Here is a 20,846-nt window from a genome sequence, read left to right as displayed (position 1 = left end):
TCACAAGAAGTGAACGGTCGCTGCGGCATGGTGCGCCCATGTTGCTGCGTGACGCCAGATACCAGAGCAACCCGGATGCGTCCCGTGGCAACGGGCGTGTCGGCTTTCCGTGCCGGGGGCGACAATGACCTTGGCGCGGTCGGCCCCAGAAGCCGAGGCGCTGCTGCTGCGATTCCGGCGAATCCGCTCCCGCAGCGTAGCCCTGTGTGCCCCGTTGAGTGCCGAGGACATGATGGTGCAGTCCATGCCGGACGCCAGTCCGGCAAAGTGGCACCTCGCGCATACCACCTGGTTCTTCGAGCAGTTCGTGCTGGAGCGGGATCCCGGTTACCGATCGGTGCACCCGGAATGGCACTACCTGTTCAACTCGTACTATCAGACGGTGGGTCCGATGCACGCGCGTCCCCGGCGTGGCCTGCTGTCGCGCCCGGGCAATGCCCAGATCCACGACTATCGCGAGCGCATCGATGATGCGGTAAGCGAGCGACTGTTGGCGGGTGTCGATGCATCAACCTTGGCGATCATCGAGCTGGGCTTGCAGCACGAACAGCAACATCAGGAATTGCTGCTTACCGATATCAAGCATGCCTTCGCTGCCAATCCGCTGCTGCCGGCCTATACCGCGCGCATGATGCCCGGCAATGTCACGGAAGCCGCGTCGCTCGACTTCATTACGGGGCGCGATGGCGTGATCGAGATCGGTCATGACAGCGAAGGTTTTTCCTTCGACAACGAATCGCCGCGGCATCGGACTCTGCTGCAACCACACGCACTGGCGAACCGTCTGGTGACCAACGCGGAGTACGCCGCGTTTGTGCATGACGGCGGCTATCGCGAACCTTCGCTTTGGCTGTCCGATGGCTGGGACACCGTCTGCCGCGAACAGTGGCATCGACCGCTGTACTGGCAGGAGGATCTCGCCAGCGAGTTCACGCTTGCTGGCGTGCAGACGATCGATCCGCACGCGCCGGTGAGTCACGTGAGCTACTACGAGGCGGACGCATTCGCCCGCTGGGCTGGTGCGCGCCTGCCAACCGAGGCCGAGTGGGAGAGCGCGGCGGCTGGGATGCCGGTCCAGGGCAACCTGCTCGACGGGCAGGTGTTCCATCCGCGCGCCGCAGGCCAGGCGTTGGGCTTGCTGCAAATGTACGGCGACGTGTGGGAATGGACCGCGTCGCCTTATGTGAGTTATCCGGGGTTTCGGCCACTGGCTGGCGCGCTCGGCGAATACAACGGCAAGTTCATGTGCGGACAGTGGGTGTTGCGCGGCGGTTCCTGCGCGACGCCACGCGAACACATCCGCGCGAGTTACCGGAATTTCTTTCCACCCCATGCACGCTGGCAGTTCATGGGGATTCGATTGGGGCAAGACCGATGAGTATGCAAGCCTGTGATCTTCGTGACGACGACCGCCGCCCGCCTGTCGATGAACTGACTGGCATCGTTCAGCGCGGCCTGCACGCGCAACCCAAGCGCTTGCCTTCCTGGTTGTTCTACGACGAACGCGGCTCGCATTTGTTCGAGGCGATATGCGAGCAGCCGGAGTATTACCTCACCCGTTGCGAAATCGCCCTGATGGAGGCGCACGCGGCGGAGATGGCCGATGTCATCGGTGAGGATGTGCGGCTGGTGGAATACGGCAGCGGCAACGCCGTGAAAACGCGCATGCTGCTGGAACATCTGCACGCGCCGGTCGCTTACGTGCCCGTGGAGATCTCGCCGGAACCGTTACGCCGATGCGTGCAGACGCTGGCCGAGCGGTTCCCATTGCTGGCCGTGCAGCCACTCGCGGGCGACTTCACGCGACCTCTGCGGCTGCCCATTCCACCGCGCGCGGCGCGGCGCACGGTGTTGTATTTCCCGGGTTCCACCATCGGCAACTTCGAGGCACGCGAAGCGTCCGAGCTGCTGCGAAAGATGCGCAATGAGATGGGCGAGGCCGGTGGCATCCTGATTGGTGCCGATTTGAAAAAAGACCCAGCGACCATCGAGGCGGCGTACAACGACCGCGCGGGCATCACCGTCGAGTTCACCCTGAACATGCTGGTGCGCCTGAATCGCGAGATCGGCAGCGATTTCGACCTTGCCGCCTTTCGGCATCGCGCGCACTACAACGCCATGGCGGGGCGCATCGAAACCTTCCTGGTCAGCACGCGCGAGCAGAAGGTGCGTGTTGGCAAGCAGCAGGTGGCGTTTGTGCCGGAAGAGGCCATGCAGGTCGAATACAGTTGCAAGTATTCGCACGAAGACTTCGCCGCACTGGCGGCCAAGGCGGGGTTGGAAGTGGCGCACGCATGGACGGACCCGCAGGAAATGTTTGCGGTGTACTACCTGGTTCGGGTGGGGACGCACGGACGCGGCGGCTGATCGCGCACGGGATGCGATCCCGCAAACGAGCGAAGCCCCGCTGGAGAAAACCAGTGCGCGATCTCCTTGCGCGACTCACCTCAAGGGCTGAATACCAGCACCAGGAACACCGCGAACATGGAAAGGTGCACGGCGCCTTCCAGCATCGTCGTGCGCCACCCCGAGAAGGTAAGGCTGCTAAGCACGAGGGTGGATGCGAGCAGCACCATGCTGGCTGGCGGTAGGCCGAGAACCACCGGCTTGCCGGTAAGCAGGCCAATGGCGAGCACGGCCGGCACGGTAAGGCCAACGGTGGATGCCGCAGCGCCGAGGCACAGGTTGATGGCGCGAGTGAGCTGGTCACTGCGAATGGCGATCAGCGCCGCGATGCCTTCGGGCGTGAACACCAGCATCGCGATGATGATGCCGCCCAGCGTATGCGGCGCACCCGTGGCGGCAATGCCGTAGTCCAATATCTTGGCCAGGCTCTTGGACAGAATCACGATGGGCAGGATGTTGATGAGCAACAGCGCCACATGGAAAGCCATCTCGCCCTTGCGCGGCTTGCGTGGCGGCGGTGGTGGTTCTTCCGGTTCGTTGACGTACGAGTCGGACTTCGGCGCCACGAAATAGCCCTTGTGCCGGCCTGTCTGCAGCCACAGAAACATGCCGTAGAGCGCGATGGTGAGGAGAGAGAACGCGACGGCCTGCACCGAGGTAAGCGAGCCGTCGGATGTGGACGTGGTGAAGTTGGGCAGCACCAGCGCGATGGTAGCCAGCGGGATGATCACCGCGAGGTACGCCGAGGCGCCATGCAGGTTGAACGCCTGTTCGTGGTGGCGAATGCCGCCGATCAACAAGCCAAGGCCCACCACACCGTTGAGCACGATCATCAGCACCGCGAACATGGTGTCGCGTGCCAGTGTGGCGGTATCGCCCGCACCCAGCATCACGGCCGAGATCAGCACGACTTCGATAATCACGATGGAGAGCGTGAGTACCAGCGTGCCAACCGGTTCTCCAAGCAGACCCGCCAGTTCCTCTGCCTCGTGAACAACGCCGAAGGCCACCCACACGATCACGAGGAACAGCCACGCGAACAACGACAGGCCGATTTCGTGTCTACTCAGGTGAGCCATCCAGTCCGAGCCGAATATCAGAAAGAGGGTGACCGTGATCCATGCGATCGCCGGACGGATGAGCATTTTCGCCCTGAACATGGGCAGGCCTTCGGCCGATGGCGGTGCGTCCTGCATCATAAAGTCTCCGGCTTATGGAACCTGGAACAGAGTGCCACCCCAATCGGCGGGGTCCACATCGGCAATCGATTGCGAGAACACCCAGCGATGACCGCCGATGTCCTCGGCAGCGTACTGGCGTTCGCCATAAGGATAATCCGTGGGCGGGCTGCTGACCTTGGCGCCGCTCTCGATGGCATGTGCGTGGTGACGATCCACATCGGACACACGCAGCATGATGGCGTGCGGGGCGTGCGCGACATCGGCGGCGCTCATGGCCGGGTTGCGTTGCGTGACAACAATCGATGCGCCATCGAACATCAGTTGCGCTCGATGATTGCCGATGCGAAGGCGTTCGCGGAAACCAAAGGCACGACATAGCCATGCCGCCGCCGCTGCCACGTCAACATAGGCGAGTTCGGGTACGACGACACCCGGTGGCATGGAGCGATTGTGGATCACGGTTGGGGCTCTCGTTGCGCTGCGGATTGGTGCGTGCACACTGCCGCACACCATGTTTTCAGTCGGTGATCTCCAGCCCCTTGATCAGGCGCTTGGCCAGTCGTGGCTGACGTAATTCCTCCAGCCACCACGACAGGGCGCGGCCTTCGTGATCGCCACGCCAGGCGACATAGAGGGTATTGGGTTCGCGTGGATCGGCCATTCGTTTTTCCACCAGTTCGCCGCGCTTGATCAGGCCGGCCACCCGCTGGCGCGGTAGCCAGCCCACGCCGAGGTTCTGGCGCTGGGCCATGATCTTTGCCCGCATGCTGGGCACGGCCAACGTGGCCTGGCCACCGACAAGTCCATAGGCACGGCCGGAGGAACTACGGGAGGAATCGGCGACGACCACGCTGCGATGCAGTGCCAAGGTTTCGCGCTCAAGCGGTTCCGTGGCCTTGGCCAATGGGTGTCGCGGCGATACGGCGAATACCCATTCCATGACGCCCAACTCGAACCAGCGCAGCTTGGGGATGGCGGGCGGCTCGTTGGTGGCGCCGACGATGATGTCGGCACGCCCATCGCGAAGGGCTTCCCAGGTGCCGCCCAGCACTTCGTTGGTCATGCGCAACGCCACGCCGGACTGCAGCGCGTCGAAGGCGTGAATCACTGGCGTGAAGATCTCGAACTCGAGCACTTCGTCGGTCACGATCCACAGTCGGTCTTCCCAACCACTGGCAATCTGCTTCACGCGCCGTGTCAGCCGGGAGACATCCTGCATCAGACGCGCCGCTTCCAGCGTCAGCAGCTGGCCGGCAGGCGTGAGTTGAAGACGATAGCGACGACGATCGAACAGCAGCGCATCGAAGCGCGCCTCAAGTTGACGCGCCGCATGCGATACGGTGGAGGGTGCCTTGCCGAGCCGGGCCGCAGCGCGGGAAAGGCTGCCGCTTTCGCGGATGGCTTCCAGCAAGGCCAGTTCGTCCTCGGACAACATGTTCGACTCCTTCGAACGAGTTCCCGGGTGATGGTACGGCAGTCGCTGCTGGTCTGCCGAACGTGCCGAATGACTTCACGATCGTCATTCCAGCAAAAGCTGGAATCCAGTGCCTTTAGCACCTGGCGAAGGCGCTGGATCCCAGCTTGAGCGGCACCTCGGCCGTTGAAAGCCGCTGGGGTGACGATGCGTTGAGATGTCTTGCGCAGCGCGACTGGGCAACTTCGCGATCAGCTGGGTCGGCGTGCACCCAGCTGCACCAGCACTTCCTGAGCCGAGCGAATACGCTCGGTGGCGCCTGGCAACTCCAGGTTCACCTTGAGCTTGTCCTGGCCATCCAGCTTGTACACGCGAGGCTGGCTCTGGATCAGCCGGATGATCGCCATGGGATCAACCTCCGGCTTGTCGCGGAACGTGATGCGCCCGCCATTGGCGCCGAAGTCGAGCTTGCGGATACCCAGCGGCGTGGCCATCAGCTTGAGCCCGGCCACCGCGAACAGCTGCTTGGCCGGATCGGGCAGCAGGCCGAAGCGATCGATCATCTCCACCTGCAGATCGCGCAGATGATCGTCGTTGCGCGCGCTGGCAATACGCTTGTACAGCGTCAGGCGTGTGTGCACGTCGGGCAGGTAGTCGTCGGGAATCAGCGCGGGCAGGTGCAGTTCCACTTCCGTCTCGTGTTCGCTGCTGAGATCGAAGTCGGGCAGCTTGCCGGACTTCAGTGCGCGCACGGCGCGCTCCAGTAGCTCGGTGTAGAGCCCGAAACCAATTTCCTGGATCTGGCCCGACTGTTCGTCGCCCAGAAGTTCGCCCGCTCCGCGAATTTCCAGATCGTGCGTGGCGAGCGTGAAGCCGGCGCCGAGTTCTTCCAGCGAGGCGAGCGCTTCCAGTCGTTTCTCCGCATCAGCGGTCATTGCCTTGCGGTCGGGCACCACCAGGTACGCATACGCACGATGATGCGAACGTCCCACGCGGCCACGCAGCTGATGCAGCTGCGCAAGGCCAAAGCGGTCAGCGCGGTTGATGATGATCGTGTTGGCGGTGGGAATATCGATGCCGGTTTCGATGATGGTGGTGCACACCAGCACGTTGAAACGCTGGCGGTGGAAATCCGCCATCACGCGCTCCAGCTCGCGCTCGGGCATCTGGCCGTGAGCGACGCCGATGCGAGCCTCGGGGATCAATTCCTGCAGCTCGCGCGTAGCGCGCTCGATGGTGTCTACCTCGTTGTGCAGGAAATACACCTGGCCACCGCGCGCAAGCTCGCGCTGGAATGCTTCGCGGATCAGGGCCGGCTCCCACGCCGCGATGAATGTGCGCACGGCCAAGCGATGTGCCGGCGGGGTCGCAATCAGCGAAAGATCGCGCAGGCCGCTCATGGCCATGTTGAGCGTGCGCGGGATCGGGGTGGCCGTCATGGTCAGCAGATCCACTTCTGCGCGCAGCTTCTTCAGCTGCTCCTTCTGACGCACGCCGAAACGTTGCTCTTCGTCCACGACTACCAGGCCAAGGTTCTTGAACTTGATGTCCGGCTGCAACAGTTTGTGCGTGCCGATAATCACGTCGATGTGGCCGTCAGCGAGGCGCTTGAGTGCTTCGTTGACTTCCTTGGAAGACTTGAAGCGAGACAGCACATCTACGCGCACCGGCCAGTCGGCAAAGCGGTCGGCGAAGTTTCGATAGTGCTGCTGGGCGAGCAGGGTGGTGGGCACCAGCACGGCGACCTGCTTGCCGGCGGTGGCGGCGGCGAAGGCAGCGCGTAGCGCCACCTCAGTCTTGCCGAAACCGACATCGCCACAGATCACGCGATCCATCGCGCGCGGCGCGGCAAGATCGGTGAGTACGGCGTCGATGGCCTGTTGCTGGTCGGGTGTTTCCTCGAACGGGAAGCTCGCGCCAAACTCCTCCACCAGCTGGCGGTCGATCGACAACGACTCGCCGCCGCGCGCCTCGCGTTGCGCGTAGATGGCCAACAGTTCGGCAGCGACGTCGCGCACCTTTTCCGCGGCCCTGCGGCGCGCGCGCTCCCATGCATCGCCGCCCAGCGAATGCAACGGCGCAAGCTCCGGCGCGGTACCGGTATAGCGGCTGACCAGGCCAAGCTGCGCCACCGGCACGTAGAGCTTGTCGCCCTTGGCGTATTCGATGGTGAGGAACTCACCCTCCATGCCGCCCAGTTCCATGGACACCAGGCCCTGATAGCGACCCACGCCGTGGTCAACGTGCACGATGGGCGCGCCGATGGTCAGCTCGGTGAGATCACGGATGATGCTTTCTGGATCACGCGCTGCACCGCGACGGCGTTTGCGTTCGGTACGCACGCGTTCGCCGAACAGCTCGCGCTCGGTAAGAACGGTAAGTGCGGGCTCGGTGAGGGCAAAGCCTTGTTCGAGCGCGGCGATGGTGATCGCCAGGCGCAGTTTGGCGCTGCCCGCCAGGAAAGCCTGCCAGCCGTCCACCGTGTCGGGCTTCAGGCCGGCACTGGCCAGCTGCTCGATCAGCGCCTCGCGGCGACCGGCTGAGTCGGCGGCGATCAGCACGCGACCCGGATAGTTCGATAGGAAGTGACGCAGCGACGTGCCAGGTTCTTCGCCCTTGCGGGTGAGCGGTAGCTCAGGTGCCGGCTGGGTGCCGCTTGGCAGCGCATGCTCGTGGCCGCTTTCCACCAGCTCCACGCGCAGACGCTTGTTGAGTTGTTCGCGCAGCAGATCGGGGGGCAGATAGAGTTCGGCCGGCGGTAGTACCGGGCGCTCGATGTCGTGGGCGCGCTGGTCATAGCGCTCACCGGTCTGGGTCCAGAACTGCTCGGCCGACTCCAGCGCGCCTTCGCCGAGCAGGAACACCGCGCTGTCGGCGAGGTAGTCGAACAGTGTGGCGGTCTGCTCGAAGAACATCGGCAGGTAGTACTCGATGCCGCCGGGCGTGACGCCTTCCTTCATGTCCTGGTAAAGCGGGCAGCGGCGCACATCGATGGGAAAGCGCTCACGCAGGCGCGTGCGGAAATCCTTGGCGGCATTCTCGGTAAGTGGAAACTCGCGAGCGGGCAGCAGTTCGATGTATTCCACCTGCTGTTGCGAGCGCTGCGTTTCCGGGTCGAAGCTGCGGATCGATTCCACTTCGTCATCGAACAACTCGATGCGATAAGGCTCGGCCGCACCCATCGGGAAAATATCGATCAGCGCGCCGCGCACGGCAAAATCACCCGGCTCGGCCACTTGCGGCACATTGCGATAGCCGGCGGCTTCCAGCCGGCGCTGCTCGGCAGCCAGCTCCAGCTTCTGTCCCTTCTTCACCATCAGCCCGGCGCCGGTGATATGGCTGCGCGGGGAGATGCGCTGCATCAGCGTGGCGATCGGCACCACCAGCACGCCACGTTGCGTGCTGGGCAGCTGATAGAGCGTGGCGACGCGCTGCGAGACGATGTCCGGATGCGGGCTGAACACGTCGTAGGGGAGCGTTTCCCAGTCGGGGAAATGCAGCACTGGCAGGTTGCCCGCGAATATCCGCAGCTCATCCTCGAGCGCGTGAGCGCGCTGGGTGTCGCGGGTGACCGCTACCAGCAAGCCTTCGTGTGAACGAGCAGCTTCGGCGACCAGCAGGGCGCGTGAGGAACCGTGCGGCGACGTCCAGTAACGGCGCTGTTTGGGACTGGTGGGCAGGGACGGGTGCGGAATCGTATTGGCCATGCGGACGCTGGGATCGTGGGCGCCGCCATCGAGCCGCGCCGGGAAAGCGGGCAAGTGTAACGCGACCGCCCCGGCAGGCCGGGGCGGAAGTTCACATCGAACGAATTCTGGCCAGCTTCAGAGCTGCAGCGAGATCTGCGTGGTGCCGGGTTCTTCTGGAGTCAGGCGGCGGACGAAGCCGATCTCCTTGCACAGGTGCAGCATGGGGCGATTCTCAAGCAGCACGTAACCCCAGATCTCATCCACCCCGCGGCGGCGGCAGTCGTCGACCAGTTGCTGCATCAACAATGCGCCGAGGCCCTGGCGGGTCCAGTCAGGCTCCACCAGCACGGAGAACTCCGCGCTGTTGGCGGCCTGGTCCACATAGATGCGGCCGACACCGCGCAGCTCGGCGGGCTGCACCGTTTCGTCCATCAGCACCAGAGCGGTTTCCATAGCCGGATCGATGCAACACAGGCGCTGTGCCATGGGCTCAGGCAGCTCGCCCATCGAGTGCAGGAAACGGCGGCGGATGTCTTCCGGAGACAATCGGGAAAACTGGCGCTTGAGAGCGGCCACATCGCCCGGTTCGATACTGCGCAGGCGCAGTGCCCGGCCGTCGTGCGTGTGGACCATCTCGCCCTGGGGGCGGGGCAGCTCGACCAGGCGCGGACGGGCGAAGCGTTCGCTGCTGCGCGGGGGAAGCGCGCGCCGGCTGTTGGTGAGGTCGATAGCGGGAGTCATGTCCATACTTTAGCGTATTGTGTGCGCCGCAACATGAACAAAAGTACTTATATGTGGCGTTCTTTGGAGGCTTTATGTCGCATCGCATTGCGGTATGGCGGGGTGCTGCCCAAGCGCGTGACATGCCGGCTGGTTCAGAATGCGCCACCGGGGATTTTCGGGCGTCGAGGGAGAGTGAAAACCATGGCAGCAAGTTCAAAAGGCATGACGGCAGCGCAGCTGGAGGCCTTGTGCGGCCGCTGGCCAGGGGTGACGCGGGACATCAAATGGGGTGCCGATCTTGTCTTCAGCGTGGGCGGCAAGATGTTCGTGGTCACACCGACAGACGGCAGCGAAGGCGGCCGGCTTTCGTTCAAGGTGCCGGACGAACGGTTTCTGGAACTGACCGACCAGCCGGGTATGATGCCGGCCCCCTACATGGCACGCGCGCACTGGGTCTCCGTGACCGAGCCGCAGCGTTTCACCACGGCCGAGCTGGCAGATTTCATCCGCACGGCCTATGGGCTGGTGCGCGCCAAACTCACCAAGAAGCTGCAAACGGAACTGGGGCCATGGCCCATGTCCAAGGAAAAAACGAAGTGAAGCAACATATAGGCAGCATCGCCCTGGTCGTGGCTGATTACGACGAAGCCATCGACTGGTACACGCGCGTGCTCGGCTTCACTCTGATCGAGAACACCGACATGGGCGGTGGCAAGCGCTGGGTGATCGTATCGCCGCCGGGTGCCAACGAGGCGCGACTGCTGCTGGCGAAAGCTTCAACGCCAGAACAGTCGGCAAGGGTGGGTGATCAGACCGGTGGGCGCGTGTTCCTGCTGCTGCACACGGACGATTTCTGGCGCGATTACCAGCGCATGAAAGCCGCCGGTGCGGTGTTTCGCGAGGAGCCGCGCGAAGAGGCCTATGGCACCGTGGTGGTGTTCCAGGACCTCTATGGCAACAAGTGGGATCTGCTGCAGCTCAAGACGAGCTGAACTGCGACTCAGTCGACTTCGTCCGGCTCGAAGAAGCTCCAGCGGATATCCGGGAATTCGGCCTTCATGTCGCGCTCCACATTGTTGATGGCCGCGATCAGCGAAGTCTGGTCCGGTGCAGGCGACATGCGCGCCTTCACCGCGACCATCACGTCCGGACCCATCTGCAGCGTGATGAGGTTGAGCACGACGGCCACTTCAGGGCGGGCATTGACGAAGGCCAGTATTTCTTCACGCCGTTTCGGCTCCACGCCCTGGCCGATCAGCAGCGCTTTGACCTCGTAGGCGATGGCAAACGAAACGATCATCAGCAGCACGCCGATGACGATGGTGCCTGCGGCGTCGTAGATAGGGTTGCCGGTGATCATGGTGGCGAGTACCGCCCCCAACGCCACCGTGAGGCCGAGTAGGGCAGCAAGGTCTTCGCCGAAGATCACCAGCAGTTCGCTGGAACGCGTTTCGTGGAACCAGCGCCACAGTCTGCGGCCCTCGCGCGCCTTGTTCACTTCCTTGAGGCAGCCATACATGGAGATGGATTCGGCCACCACGCCGAAGGCCAACACGCCCACCGCCACCCATGGCAATCTCAACGGCTCGGGCTGGCTCAGCTTGTGGATGCCTTCGCGGATGGAAAACATGCCGCCCACGCTGAACAACAGCATGGCCACCAGGAACGACCAGAAATACAGTGCGCGCCCCCAGCCCAGCGGGTACTCATCGGAAGGCGGTCGACCGGACTGGCGTATGCCCAGCAGCAACAGGCCCTGGTTGCCGCAGTCGGCCAACGAGTGCACGGCTTCGGCCAGCATGGCGCCGGAGCCCGTGATCCAGGCAGCGACCAGCTTGCTGACGAAGATGGCGAAGTTGGCGCCGAGGGCGATCAGGATCGCCCTCAGTGAATTGGCGGGGCCGGACATCGTGCATTCCTTTGGACGAAGGCCATAGTGTAAACGGCACCAACCGTCAGTGAACGACGCCCACCCCGATGCCAAAGCTCACGTTGGATTTGCCGCTATCCATCTCGGCAGCCGTCCATACGTGAGCCTGCGCCACGCTTACCGTCGGAAACACGTAGCCGGCTTCGCCCACGTTGCCATTGCGATTGCCGGTGATGCGACCGGCCAGCGTGACCAGCGAGCCGGAGGGATAGTCGAACGACTCGACATAGCCCGGCACGACCGCGATGAAGCGCCCCCAGCCGCCGCCGTTGTCCGCCTTGGGACGTTGCGAGCTGTCGAGCGGATAGCCGAGGATCTCGAGCTCGCTGTGGTCGTTGAAGTTGTGCACTTCCACGATGCGGCCGCCCCAGATCACGTCCGCGTTCGCATAGTGGTCCGGTGCCTGCGCCACCATGTTGGGCGCGACGGCGACGGTGTTGGCCGAGGGCTTGTAGATCGGCGCCGGCGCACACGCAGCCAGTGCCAGCAGACTGGCGGAAACGACACCACGAAGCAGGTAGGAAGCTAGACGGGCGGACATGGCGGACTCCGGCTTTGTGGGCTTGGATGTCATGAGCTTAGCCGTCCTGCGGTGAGGACGGTAGACAGGGGCGTGGCGTGTCGCCCTGTTTTCAGGCGGCGGCTTCTTCCACCAGCCAGTCGAGCCGCCATTGGGCCGGTTTTTCCTGCGAAAGCAGTGGCGCCATCACGCGCAACGAGTCACGCAGCGCATCGTCGAATTTCCACGGTGCGTTGAGGATGACCATGCCCGAGCCATTGAGGCGCAACGGCGAGTCGTCAGGGTGTACCAGCAGCTCTGCGCGCAGCACGCGACGCGCACCGCTGCGTTGCAGCCAGCGGTGGAACGGCTGCACCTGGCTGCGCAGCTTGATCGGATACCAGATCGCATAGACGCCCGTGGGCCAGCGTTGCATCGCCATCTTGATCGTCTGTTCGATCACGCGGTATTCGGAGTCCTGCGCCTCATACGGCGGGTCGATCAGCACCAGGCCGCGCTTTTCCTTCGGGGGAAGTAGCGCTTTCAACGCTTCGTAGCCGTTGCGCTGGTGTACGTGCACGCGCTGGTCGTGATGGAACAGGTCGCGCAGGCGCGAGGCTTCCTCTGGATGCAGCTCGCATACCTGGGCGCTGTCACTTTCGCGCAGGGCGTTTGCCACCTGCAGCGGCGAACCGGGATAGAGCTTGAGCCCGTGTTCGTTGCCAGGAAGCTTCAGGATGGCATCCAGCCAGCGGCGCAGCAGCGGCGGCAGCGCCTGCGAATGTCCCACGGACGGGCGCAGGTCGGGGAACAGCAGCCTGACGATACCGTCCTTGTATTCACCGGTCTTGCCCGCCTCGACGCTATCCAGTGCATAGCAGCCGCTGCCAGCGTGGGTTTCGATGAAGGCAAATGGCGTGGGCTTGGATTGCAGCGCCTCGATCAGCGCGAATAGCACTGAATGCTTGAGGACGTCGGCAAAATTGCCGGCGTGGTAGGCGTGACGATAGTTCATGGGCTTCCGGGCGCCTGGTGGTGGGGAATTATAAGGGCAGGGCGGTCGATCGCGTTGAACGCCTTTCCTTCACCTTTTAAGAGCGCGCTCTGCGCGCGACCGCGGAGTCTTCACACTCCGCTCCCTTGGCTTGTTGGCGGGGTGTGCCGCTACAAGTGAGCACTCCATACCCAATGGAGCCACCTCCAGAGTTGAGCCACAGGCCGGCGGATGGCTATTCTCCCTCCCATGACCCGCCACCTGTTCCATCGCCTACGCCGTTGCCGCGCCCTGTTCGCGCTGGCGCTGTGCGCGTGGCTGGCGCTGGCCAGTGTCGCGTGGGCGCAGGCCAGCTGCCATGCATCGATGGGCTCATCCCAAGGCATGAGCATGCATCACGGCATGGATGCGCATGGTCATGAATCGGCGCACCCCACCACGATGGCTACCGATAGCTGCTGCGCGCACGCAACCGCCAACGTGCCGGCGAACCTGGCCCAGGGCCTGACACAGGTACAGCCGGAAAGCGCAGGTTGGAAGCCAAGCCGCGAAGTGGCGCCACAACCCGTCTACGAGCCCCCGCTGCGACCGCCGGTCGCCTGATTCTCCGTTCGCTGCAAGGGGCCGAAGCTTCGGCCGACTCGACGCACCCGCGACGTGGGTGCGACTGACGGAGCAAATGCAATGAGCAATCAGGAACCGCGCGGCTTTCAGTTGCCGCGTCGGCGTTTTGTGCAGGGGCTGGCGCTGGGTGGCGTGGCGGCCGGGCTGGGGCTTTGGCGCGGCAATGCCCATGCCCAGGTCGCAACGCCGCGTACCGAGTTGCGTGGCAACCATTTCGAACTGGAGATCGGTGAACTGCCGGTCGACTTTACCGGGCGCAAGCGCATGGCCACCGTGGTGAACGGGCAGTTGCCCGCGCCGCTGCTCCGCTGGCGACAGGGAGAGACGGTGACTCTGCGCGTGCGTAACCGCATGCGCGTGGCCAGTTCCATCCACTGGCACGGCATCGTGTTGCCTGCGGACATGGACGGTGTGCCCGGTCTGAGTTTCGACGGCATTCCGGCGGGTGGCGAGTACACCTATCGCTTCACGGTGAACCAGTCGGGTACCTACTGGTACCACAGTCATTCGCGCTTCCAGGAACAGACCGGGTTGTACGGCCCCATCGTGATCGAGCCGCGCAATGGCGAGCGCCATGCGGTACAGCGCGACTACGTGATTCTTTTGAATGACTGGACCGATCTCGATCCGGAAACCATCTATGCCAACCTGAAAAGGCAAAGTGATTACTACAACGTCGGCAAGCGCACCGTGGGCGACTTCCTGCGTGACACCGGACGTGACGGCATCTCGCAAGCGCTGGCCGAGCGGCAGATGTGGAACCAGATGCGCATGGATCCCACCGATCTGGCCGATGTTTCCGCTGCCGCGTACACCCATCTGGTCAACGGCCAGACACCGGCAGGCAATTGGACGGGCCTGTTCAATGCGGGCGAGAAGGTGCGACTGCGCTTCATCAACGGCTCGTCGATGACGTTCTTCGACGTGCGCATTCCCGGCCTGAAGATGACCGTGGTGGCCGCTGACGGGCAGCCGATCGAGTCGGTGAGCGTGGATGAGTTTCGCATCGGCACGGCCGAGACCTATGACGTGATCGTGCAGCCCTCTGCCGACCGTGCGTGGACCATCTTCGCGCAAAGCATGGATCGCACCGGTTATGCGCGCGCCACGTTGGCGCCGAGTATCGGCATGTCGGCCGACGTGCCGGCACTCGACCCGCGTCCGTTGCTCAGCATGAGCGACATGATGGGTGCGATGGATCACGGCGGCATGTCGCACGGTATGGGCCATGACATGGCCGGCATGGATATGTCCGCCATGCCCGGCATGCTTGCCATGCCGATGCAGCACGAACAGGCGTCGCCGCTGAAGACTGGCCCCGAGGTGGACATGCGTGTGGCCATTCCACGCGGCAATCTCGATGACCCAGGTGTGGGCCTGCGCGACAACGGCCGCCGCGTGCTGACCTATGCGGACCTGCATGCGATCGATGCGCCGATATCACCGCGCGTGGATCGAGAGATCACCTTGCGCCTCACCGGCAATATGGAGCGCTATCTGTGGTCATTCGACGCCACGCGCTTTTCCGCCGCCGAGCCACTGCGCTTGCGTTACGGCGAACATGTGCGGGTGGTGTTGGTGAACGACACCATGATGACCCATCCGATCCACCTGCATGGCATGTGGAGCGAGCTGGAAACACCGGACGGCGCGTTCCAGGTGCGCAAGCACACGGTGGTGGTGCAACCGGCGCAGCGGTTGAGTTACCGCGTGAGTGCGGATGCCTTGGGTCGCTGGGCGTATCACTGTCACCTGCTCTATCACATGGAGGCGGGCATGTTTCGCGAAGTGGTGGTGGCATGAGCAGGCAGCTTCATTGCTGCATCGCAGTGGGTCTGCTGAGCGTCTTGCCGTCGCTGGCATGGGCGCAGAGCATGGATATGCAGGGTATGCAGGACATGCCGATGCAGCACGCGCCTGCAGCCCGCAACGATCGGGCTGATCCACACGCAGGGCACAACGCGCCCGTACAGCCCATGGATGCCGCGCACGAGCACGGTGACATGGACAAGGATCATGCCGGGCACGACATGGCCACGACGGATGGCGATGCGCTTCCACCCAATGACCATGTCCCGCCATTACCTCCGCAGTACGTCACGCACGAGATGTCCTCCTCGCAGATGACCGAGCTGATGCAGATGGACGACACCGCACCCTTGGGCATGCTGCTGTTCGATCGCCTGGAACGCACCCGCAGCACTGCGGGTGACTACGCCACCAGCTGGGAGGCGGAAGGGTGGTGGGGCAACGGCATCGATCGACTGTGGCTGAAAACCGAAGGCGAGCGAGGCAGCGAGGGCACCCAGGACGGCCGTGCCGATGTGCTTTGGAGTCACGCCTGGACAAGCTTTTGGGATTGGCAGCTGGGCGCGCGCCAGGATTTCGGGCGAGGGCCGAACCGTCAGTGGGCGGCGTTTGGCGTGCAAGGGCTCGCGCCTTACTGGTTCGAGACGCAGGCTACGTTCTACGTGGGCGAGCAAGGACGAACCGCTGTGCGTCTCGAAGCCAGCTACGAGCTGTTGTTTACGCAGCGGCTGATACTGGAGCCCCGGCTGGAGATGAACGTCTACGGCAAGAACGACCCGCAGCGCGGCGTCTCGTCGGGATTGTCAGACCTTGAGGCGGGCCTGCGCCTGCGTTACGAGTTCAGCCGCAAGTTCGCTCCGTATCTCGGCGTGAACTGGACGCGGCGTTTTGGTAGCCACAACGATCTGCCGGGCGTACCCGAGCTGCATGCTCGTGAAACGACTTGGGTGGCCGGTGTGCGCTTTTGGTTCTGAGGAGACCTAGCATGAAGTTCATCGTGATCGTGTTGTCAGGCGTGTTGTTGCTGGCGGTAGCTGGCGCGGCATTTGTCTGGTCGGGCACCTATGACATTGCGGCAGATAACCGGCACTGGGCGGTGACGGAGCGGGTCATCGACATGCTGCGCGAGCGCTCCATCGAACGGCGTGCAAGTGGAGTGGCCGTGCCGGATCTCGATGATCCGCAACGCATCCGCCGCGGCGCGGAGCACTACGCGGCGATGTGCGCAGCCTGCCATCTCACGCCGGCCATGCGCTCGACCGAACTGCGCGCTGGCCTGTATCCGCAGCCGCCGGATCTGTCGAAGCATGGCGTGCACGATCCCGCTGAGGCGTTCTGGGTGATCAAGCACGGCGTCAAGCTCACCGCCATGCCCGCATGGGGGCGCAGTCACGACGATATGGTCATCTGGGACATGGTGGCTTTCGTGCGTCAATTGCCGAAGCTGGACGAAGCACAGTTCGAGGAGATGGCCGGTTCGGCGGGCAACAATGGTCATGGTGGTGAACATGAGCATCATCACCATGACGGTGCGCCGGACAATCATGAAGCGCATGACGACGACCATGACGCGCATGACCATGACATGTCAGGGCACGGCGGGCATTAGCTCGTTCGTAAAATGCAACGGGCGGCGCAGGCCGCCCGTCAGCTGAATCAGTAGGCCACCGTGATGCGCTTGCGGCTGGCGTCGCTCTTCTCGATACGATCAAGCAGGGCCGCGGCATAGTCCGGCACGGTGATGCGGCTCTTGCCGTTGGCATCGACCAGCAACTGCTCGCCGCCCACGCGGTACTTGCCGGTGCGCGGGCCATCTTCGAGCAGGGCGGCTGGACTGATATACGTCCAATCCACATCGGCCTTGCTGTGGCGGAAAATATCCAGCGCCTTGGCTTGACCGTTGGCTTCCACCTTCCAGGCGTCCGGGAAATGCGGGTCGTCGATCACGCGCACGCCAGGCGCGGTTTCCAGCGAGCCGGCACCACCAACCCACAAGAGTCGTTTCACGCCGGCGCGGGGCAGGTTGTCCAGCAGCGTCGTGGCGTTGGTGGTGATGCTGTCGGGCTTGCCGTCGCGACGAGCGGAGAGGCTGGCGACCACAGCATCAGCACCGCGCACCGCGTCCAGCCAGCTTTCCGGTTTGGCGACGTCGCCAGTAACCACAGTCAGATGGTCGTTCCGGGTCGATAGGCGCGACGCGTCGCGCACGATGGCGGTGACGTCGTAGCCGCGCGCAAGGGCTTCGTCGAGGATGGCGTGACCAATGTGGCCGGTGGCGCCGAACAGGGCGATCTTCATGGACAAGGTGCTCCAGCGATATGAGTGGGAGGGGAGGCCGGCGAACGATGGGGTTCGGTGTGTGAAAGCTTCGCCAGCGCCGAGTGCCGGGAAACAGCATGCGCCTCGCATCGATACGGATAAACGCACCAAATGGGAATTCACTGTAAAGTTTGAGTTGACAATGGCAGGCCGCAGGCGCTCGGCGTGGCAAACGAAGTCAATCTCAATCGGCTGGCGGTGTTCGTCGCACTCATGCGTGCGGGTTCGTTCACGGCCGCCGCGGAAACGCTGGGCATGACCAAGGCCATGGTGAGTCAGCATGTAGCGCGACTGGAGCAGGAGCTGGGTGTCACGTTGCTTCTGCGCAGTACGCGCCGCATGACGTTGACCGAAGCCGGCACGGCGTTCCACGCTGCCTGCGTGAACATTCTTGCCGAGGCGGAAGCGGCCATAGAGCAGGTAGGGCGCAGCCAGGAAAAGCCCAGTGGCACGCTACGCCTGACAGCTACCAGTGACTACGGCACCGCCGTGGTGGCGCCCGCGCTGGCGGATTTCATGCAGGCCAACCCGCAGCTGCAGGTGGATCTGGTGCTCACCGATCATGTGAGCGACCTGATCGCGGAGCGGTTCGACCTGGCGATCCGCATGGGCTGGCTGCGCGACTCGAACCTGCGCTCGGCGCGACTGGGCAGCTTTCGCCAGTTGCTGGTGGCATCACCCGCTTATCTTGCGCGCCGTGGCGAACCGCGAAGCCTTGCCGAACTGTCGGGACACGACTGGGTTGCGCTGACGCTGCTGTCTTCGCCGTTGCGCTGGACGTTCACCGCGCCCGACCACTCACGCCGTACCGTGCGCATGCAACAGACAGCGCAGGCCAACAATGTGACAGCTGCGCACGCGCTGGTGCGTCACGGCGCTGGTGTAAGCGTGTTGCCTGATTATCTGGTCACCCGCGATATTCGCGAAGGCAGCCTCGTAGCGTTGCTGGCGCAATACAGCCTGCCGGATGGCGGCATCTATGCGGTGTATCCCGGTCGCCAGCCGCCGGCCAAGGTGCGCGCGTTCATCGATCACCTGCGTGCCAGGCTGGTGTCGCTGTCCTGACGCGTCAGCCCTGGAACATGAAGAACAGGTACGACACGAACAGGATCAGGTGCACTGCTCCCTGCAACACGTTGGTGTGGCCGCTGGAAAACGTCACCAGGCACAGCGCGAGCGTCAACAGGAACAGCAGCAGATCCGTGTGCTGCAAACCCAGAATGATGGGATGCGCGATCAGGTGGCTGATCATCAGGATGGCCGGAATCGTCAGGCCGATGGTGGACAGCACCGAACCGAGAAAGATGTTGACCGAGCGCTGCATATGGTTGCCACGTGCGGCTCGTACGGCACCGATCGCTTCGGGAGTGGCCACCAGCACGGCCATGGTGAGGCCCGCCAGCGCGGCCGGTGCGCCCATCGTCTCCACCACGTAATCCACCGGATGCGCCAGCTTCTCGGCGAGATACACCACGGGAATCATGTAGGCCCCGAGCAGAGCCGCATGCAGCAACGTGCGGCCGCTGCTGCCCTGTCGTGGTGCATGCACTGTCGTCTCGCCAGTGCCGGCAGCGAAATACGCGCGGTGCCGCCGCGTCTGCAGGCCCAGGAAAGCGACGTAGAGCCCGACCGAGATTACGGCGAGAAAGATCTCTTGCGGGAACGAGAGCGTGGGTCCGGGCGTGGTCGTGGTGAAGTTAGGTAACACCAGCGCGAACATGCCCAGCGGAATGACCACGCCCAGATAGGCGTTGGCGCCCTGCAGGTTGTATTGCTGCTCGCGATGTCGCCAGCCGCCGGTGAGAAGGGAAAGGCCAACCATGCCGTTGAGCACGATCATGGTCACCGCGAACAACGTATCGCGTGCCAGCGTGGGGTTGTTCGCCCCGTGCAGCATGATCGCGGTGATGCTGATCACTTCGATGGCGGTGATCGACAGGGTCAGCACCAGCGTGCCATAGGGCTCGCCCAGGCGTTCGCCCAACTGCTCGGCATGACGCACCACCGCCAGGGCCGAGCCGAGGATGACTGCGAACAGCCACGCGAAGATGAAGCCCAGCCAGGGCAGGCGGTCGAGTCCGGCCAGCAGGCGTGGGCCGAACCATAGAAAGGCCATTGAGGTGGCCACGCTGACGACGAGGAACCATTCGTTCCTCAGCCATGCGGGGAAACCGTTCGGCTTCATCGGGCGACGCCCCTGCAGGCCGGATGACACCGGCACGATCGGTGCGCCGTACTCTAGCCGCTGGACGCCGCCGTGAGTGCCTTCCTTTCGTCGTATGCCCTGGCGACGCCGGGAACTATTCCACCACGCTGTGGCTTTCCGCCGTGCCCAGCAGTTCGGGTTGCGAGGCCTTGCCCTGCCGGCGGCTGAGCAGTGGATGCATGAAGACAGCGGCGAGGATCACGGCCACGCCGGCGTAGAACCAGCCGTCCAGTTCGCGCTGCTCGCCAAGCAGCACGATGGCCAGCACGATCGCGTAGATCGGCTCCAGGTTGGTCACCATCTGCGTACCGAACGCGCTCATGTGGCGCAGCGCCACCAGTGCCAGTGCAAACGGCAACAGCGTGCAGCCGAACGACAGCAATATCAGCAGCGCTGCGTCATGCAGGGATGGCCATACAAAAGCAGCGCCTGTGTGTGGCATCAGTGGCGCCAGCAAGGTGAGGAACAGCATGCCTGTGCCCAACTCGATGAAGGTGACGGTGAGTGGATCACCGTGATCCACCAACCGTTTGTTGAGCGAGCCAAACAGTGCGACCAGCAGAGCCGACAGCGCGCCGACGGCGATGCCCACGCGCATGTCCACCGGTACACCGCCCACCACCATCGCCACGCCCGGCACCACGGCCACGCCAATCATCAGTTCGCGCGGATCGAACTTGCGTCGCGCGATCCACGGTTCCACCAAGGCGAGGAACACCGGACCCAGCGCGATGCAGGTGGCCGCCACCGAAGCGTTAGCCAGCTTGATGGCTGCGTAGAAGGTGAGCCAGTGCAGCGACACCAGCACGCCGATACCCGCATAAGCCCAACGCAGTCGCGCAGGCATTGCCTTGAACCCACGCCACACCTTGGGCATCAGCAGTAGCGCACCGGCCACCAGCAGCATGCGCCACCACACCAGCGGCAGAGCGGGCAGGGTGATCAGCTTGCCGAGAATGGCCGTGAAGCCCCAGAGCAGAACGCAGAAATGGATCTGCCAGCGGGCTTTGGTGATGGGTTGCATGGATGGATATCGGCGGGAGTAGCGCCGC

20 protein-coding genes are annotated in these 20,846 nt (G+C 63.7%); 9 read left to right on the top strand and 11 right to left on the bottom strand.

The genetic code is table 11. The features are described 5' to 3' along the window. Positions 1–124 precede the first annotated feature (124 nt). Both egtB and egtD read left to right on the top strand, forming a co-directional pair. Positions 125–1,378 carry an ergothioneine biosynthesis protein EgtB gene (gene egtB / locus AC3CBN_RS18455; RefSeq protein ID WP_488634443.1) on the top strand — a complete coding sequence of 418 codons (1,254 nt, stop codon included), beginning with the start codon at positions 125–127 and terminating at the stop codon, positions 1,376–1,378. Then, on the top strand, positions 1,375–2,367 hold the full coding sequence (egtD, locus tag AC3CBN_RS18450) for an L-histidine N(alpha)-methyltransferase (RefSeq protein ID WP_488634442.1): 993 nt from the start codon (positions 1,375–1,377) through the stop codon (positions 2,365–2,367). Before egtB ends, egtD begins: the two co-directional genes overlap by 4 nt. A gap of 80 nt (positions 2,368–2,447) precedes the next feature. Here the strand turns inward: egtD and AC3CBN_RS18445 are convergent, their stop codons facing one another. From AC3CBN_RS18445 to AC3CBN_RS18425, 5 genes are all read right to left on the bottom strand, one after another. Then, positions 2,448–3,605: a calcium:cation antiporter gene (locus tag AC3CBN_RS18445; RefSeq protein WP_488634441.1), complete on the bottom strand. Its 1,158-nt coding sequence runs from the start codon at positions 3,603–3,605 to the stop codon at positions 2,448–2,450. Between the two features lie 12 nt (positions 3,606–3,617). Next, positions 3,618–4,046, bottom strand: a complete 429-nt coding sequence (locus AC3CBN_RS18440; protein ID WP_488634440.1) for a VOC family protein — start codon at positions 4,044–4,046, stop codon at positions 3,618–3,620. 58 nt (positions 4,047–4,104) lie between these two features. Further along, positions 4,105–5,022, bottom strand: a complete 918-nt coding sequence (locus AC3CBN_RS18435; RefSeq protein WP_488634439.1) for a LysR family transcriptional regulator — start codon at positions 5,020–5,022, stop codon at positions 4,105–4,107. Between the two features lie 230 nt (positions 5,023–5,252). Next, entirely contained in the window at positions 5,253–8,708 is a 3,456-nt protein-coding gene (mfd, locus tag AC3CBN_RS18430; RefSeq protein ID WP_488634438.1) for a transcription-repair coupling factor, read from the bottom strand. Positions 8,709–8,825: 117 nt separating this feature from the next. Then, entirely contained in the window at positions 8,826–9,431 is a 606-nt protein-coding gene (locus tag AC3CBN_RS18425; protein ID WP_488634437.1) for a GNAT family N-acetyltransferase, read from the bottom strand. A 33-nt stretch (positions 9,432–9,464) separates the two neighbouring features. Between AC3CBN_RS18425 and AC3CBN_RS18420 the strand changes: the two genes are divergently transcribed. Together AC3CBN_RS18420 and AC3CBN_RS18415 are read left to right on the top strand one after the other, a co-directional pair. Next, on the top strand, positions 9,465–10,013 hold the full coding sequence (locus tag AC3CBN_RS18420; protein ID WP_488634436.1) for an MmcQ/YjbR family DNA-binding protein: 549 nt from the start codon (positions 9,465–9,467) through the stop codon (positions 10,011–10,013). Beyond that, positions 10,010–10,405: a VOC family protein gene (locus AC3CBN_RS18415; RefSeq protein WP_488634435.1), complete on the top strand. Its 396-nt coding sequence runs from the start codon at positions 10,010–10,012 to the stop codon at positions 10,403–10,405. Before AC3CBN_RS18420 ends, AC3CBN_RS18415 begins: the two co-directional genes overlap by 4 nt. 8 nt (positions 10,406–10,413) lie before the next feature. On the opposite strand, the gene AC3CBN_RS18410 is transcribed toward AC3CBN_RS18415, so the two are convergent. The 3 genes from AC3CBN_RS18410 to AC3CBN_RS18400 form a co-directional block, all read right to left on the bottom strand. Next, a complete protein-coding gene (locus AC3CBN_RS18410) occupies positions 10,414–11,322 on the bottom strand; it encodes a cation diffusion facilitator family transporter (RefSeq protein ID WP_488634434.1) in 909 nt (302 codons plus the stop codon). Positions 11,323–11,368: 46 nt separating this feature from the next. Next, the gene (locus AC3CBN_RS18405; RefSeq protein WP_488634433.1) at positions 11,369–11,884 is read right to left on the bottom strand and encodes a Slp family lipoprotein; all 516 of its coding nucleotides are present in this window, start codon (positions 11,882–11,884) and stop codon (positions 11,369–11,371) included. A 91-nt stretch (positions 11,885–11,975) separates the two neighbouring features. Then, positions 11,976–12,857, bottom strand: a complete 882-nt coding sequence (locus AC3CBN_RS18400) for a 23S rRNA (adenine(2030)-N(6))-methyltransferase RlmJ (RefSeq protein WP_488634432.1) — start codon at positions 12,855–12,857, stop codon at positions 11,976–11,978. A gap of 228 nt (positions 12,858–13,085) precedes the next feature. Here AC3CBN_RS18400 and AC3CBN_RS18395 point away from each other — a divergent pair, with 228 nt between their 5' ends. The 4 genes from AC3CBN_RS18395 to AC3CBN_RS18380 all read left to right on the top strand — a co-directional run bounded on the left by AC3CBN_RS18395 (position 13,086) and on the right by AC3CBN_RS18380 (position 16,878). Continuing rightward, positions 13,086–13,439, top strand: a complete 354-nt coding sequence (locus tag AC3CBN_RS18395) for a hypothetical protein (protein WP_488634431.1) — start codon at positions 13,086–13,088, stop codon at positions 13,437–13,439. Positions 13,440–13,520: 81 nt separating this feature from the next. After that, positions 13,521–15,263 carry a copper resistance system multicopper oxidase gene (locus tag AC3CBN_RS18390; RefSeq protein WP_488634430.1) on the top strand — a complete coding sequence of 581 codons (1,743 nt, stop codon included), beginning with the start codon at positions 13,521–13,523 and terminating at the stop codon, positions 15,261–15,263. Beyond that, entirely contained in the window at positions 15,260–16,243 is a 984-nt protein-coding gene (locus tag AC3CBN_RS18385; protein WP_488634429.1) for a copper resistance protein B, read from the top strand. Before AC3CBN_RS18390 ends, AC3CBN_RS18385 begins: the two co-directional genes overlap by 4 nt. An 11-nt stretch (positions 16,244–16,254) precedes the next feature. Then, entirely contained in the window at positions 16,255–16,878 is a 624-nt protein-coding gene (locus tag AC3CBN_RS18380) for a c-type cytochrome (protein ID WP_488634428.1), read from the top strand. 47 nt (positions 16,879–16,925) lie between these two features. Here the strand turns inward: AC3CBN_RS18380 and AC3CBN_RS18375 are convergent, their stop codons facing one another. After that, on the bottom strand, positions 16,926–17,567 hold the full coding sequence (locus AC3CBN_RS18375) for an NAD(P)-dependent oxidoreductase (RefSeq protein WP_488634427.1): 642 nt from the start codon (positions 17,565–17,567) through the stop codon (positions 16,926–16,928). A gap of 186 nt (positions 17,568–17,753) precedes the next feature. Between AC3CBN_RS18375 and AC3CBN_RS18370 the strand changes: the two genes are divergently transcribed. Next, positions 17,754–18,653, top strand: coding sequence for a LysR family transcriptional regulator (locus AC3CBN_RS18370; protein WP_488634426.1), 900 nt, complete (start codon positions 17,754–17,756; stop codon positions 18,651–18,653). Between the two features lie 4 nt (positions 18,654–18,657). Here the strand turns inward: AC3CBN_RS18370 and AC3CBN_RS18365 are convergent, their stop codons facing one another. Together AC3CBN_RS18365 and AC3CBN_RS18360 are read right to left on the bottom strand one after the other, a co-directional pair. Next, positions 18,658–19,773: a calcium:cation antiporter gene (locus AC3CBN_RS18365; RefSeq protein WP_488634425.1), complete on the bottom strand. Its 1,116-nt coding sequence runs from the start codon at positions 19,771–19,773 to the stop codon at positions 18,658–18,660. 115 nt (positions 19,774–19,888) lie between these two features. Further along, complete coding sequence (locus tag AC3CBN_RS18360; protein ID WP_488634424.1) at positions 19,889–20,818, bottom strand: DMT family transporter; 930 nt, start codon at positions 20,816–20,818, stop codon at positions 19,889–19,891. Between the last annotated feature and the right edge of the window lie 28 nt (positions 20,819–20,846).

The organism is Dyella sp. OK584, from assembly GCF_057787755.1.
Note: the sequence above shows the minus strand (reverse complement) of the source record. Positions and strands in the feature narration are given on the sequence as shown.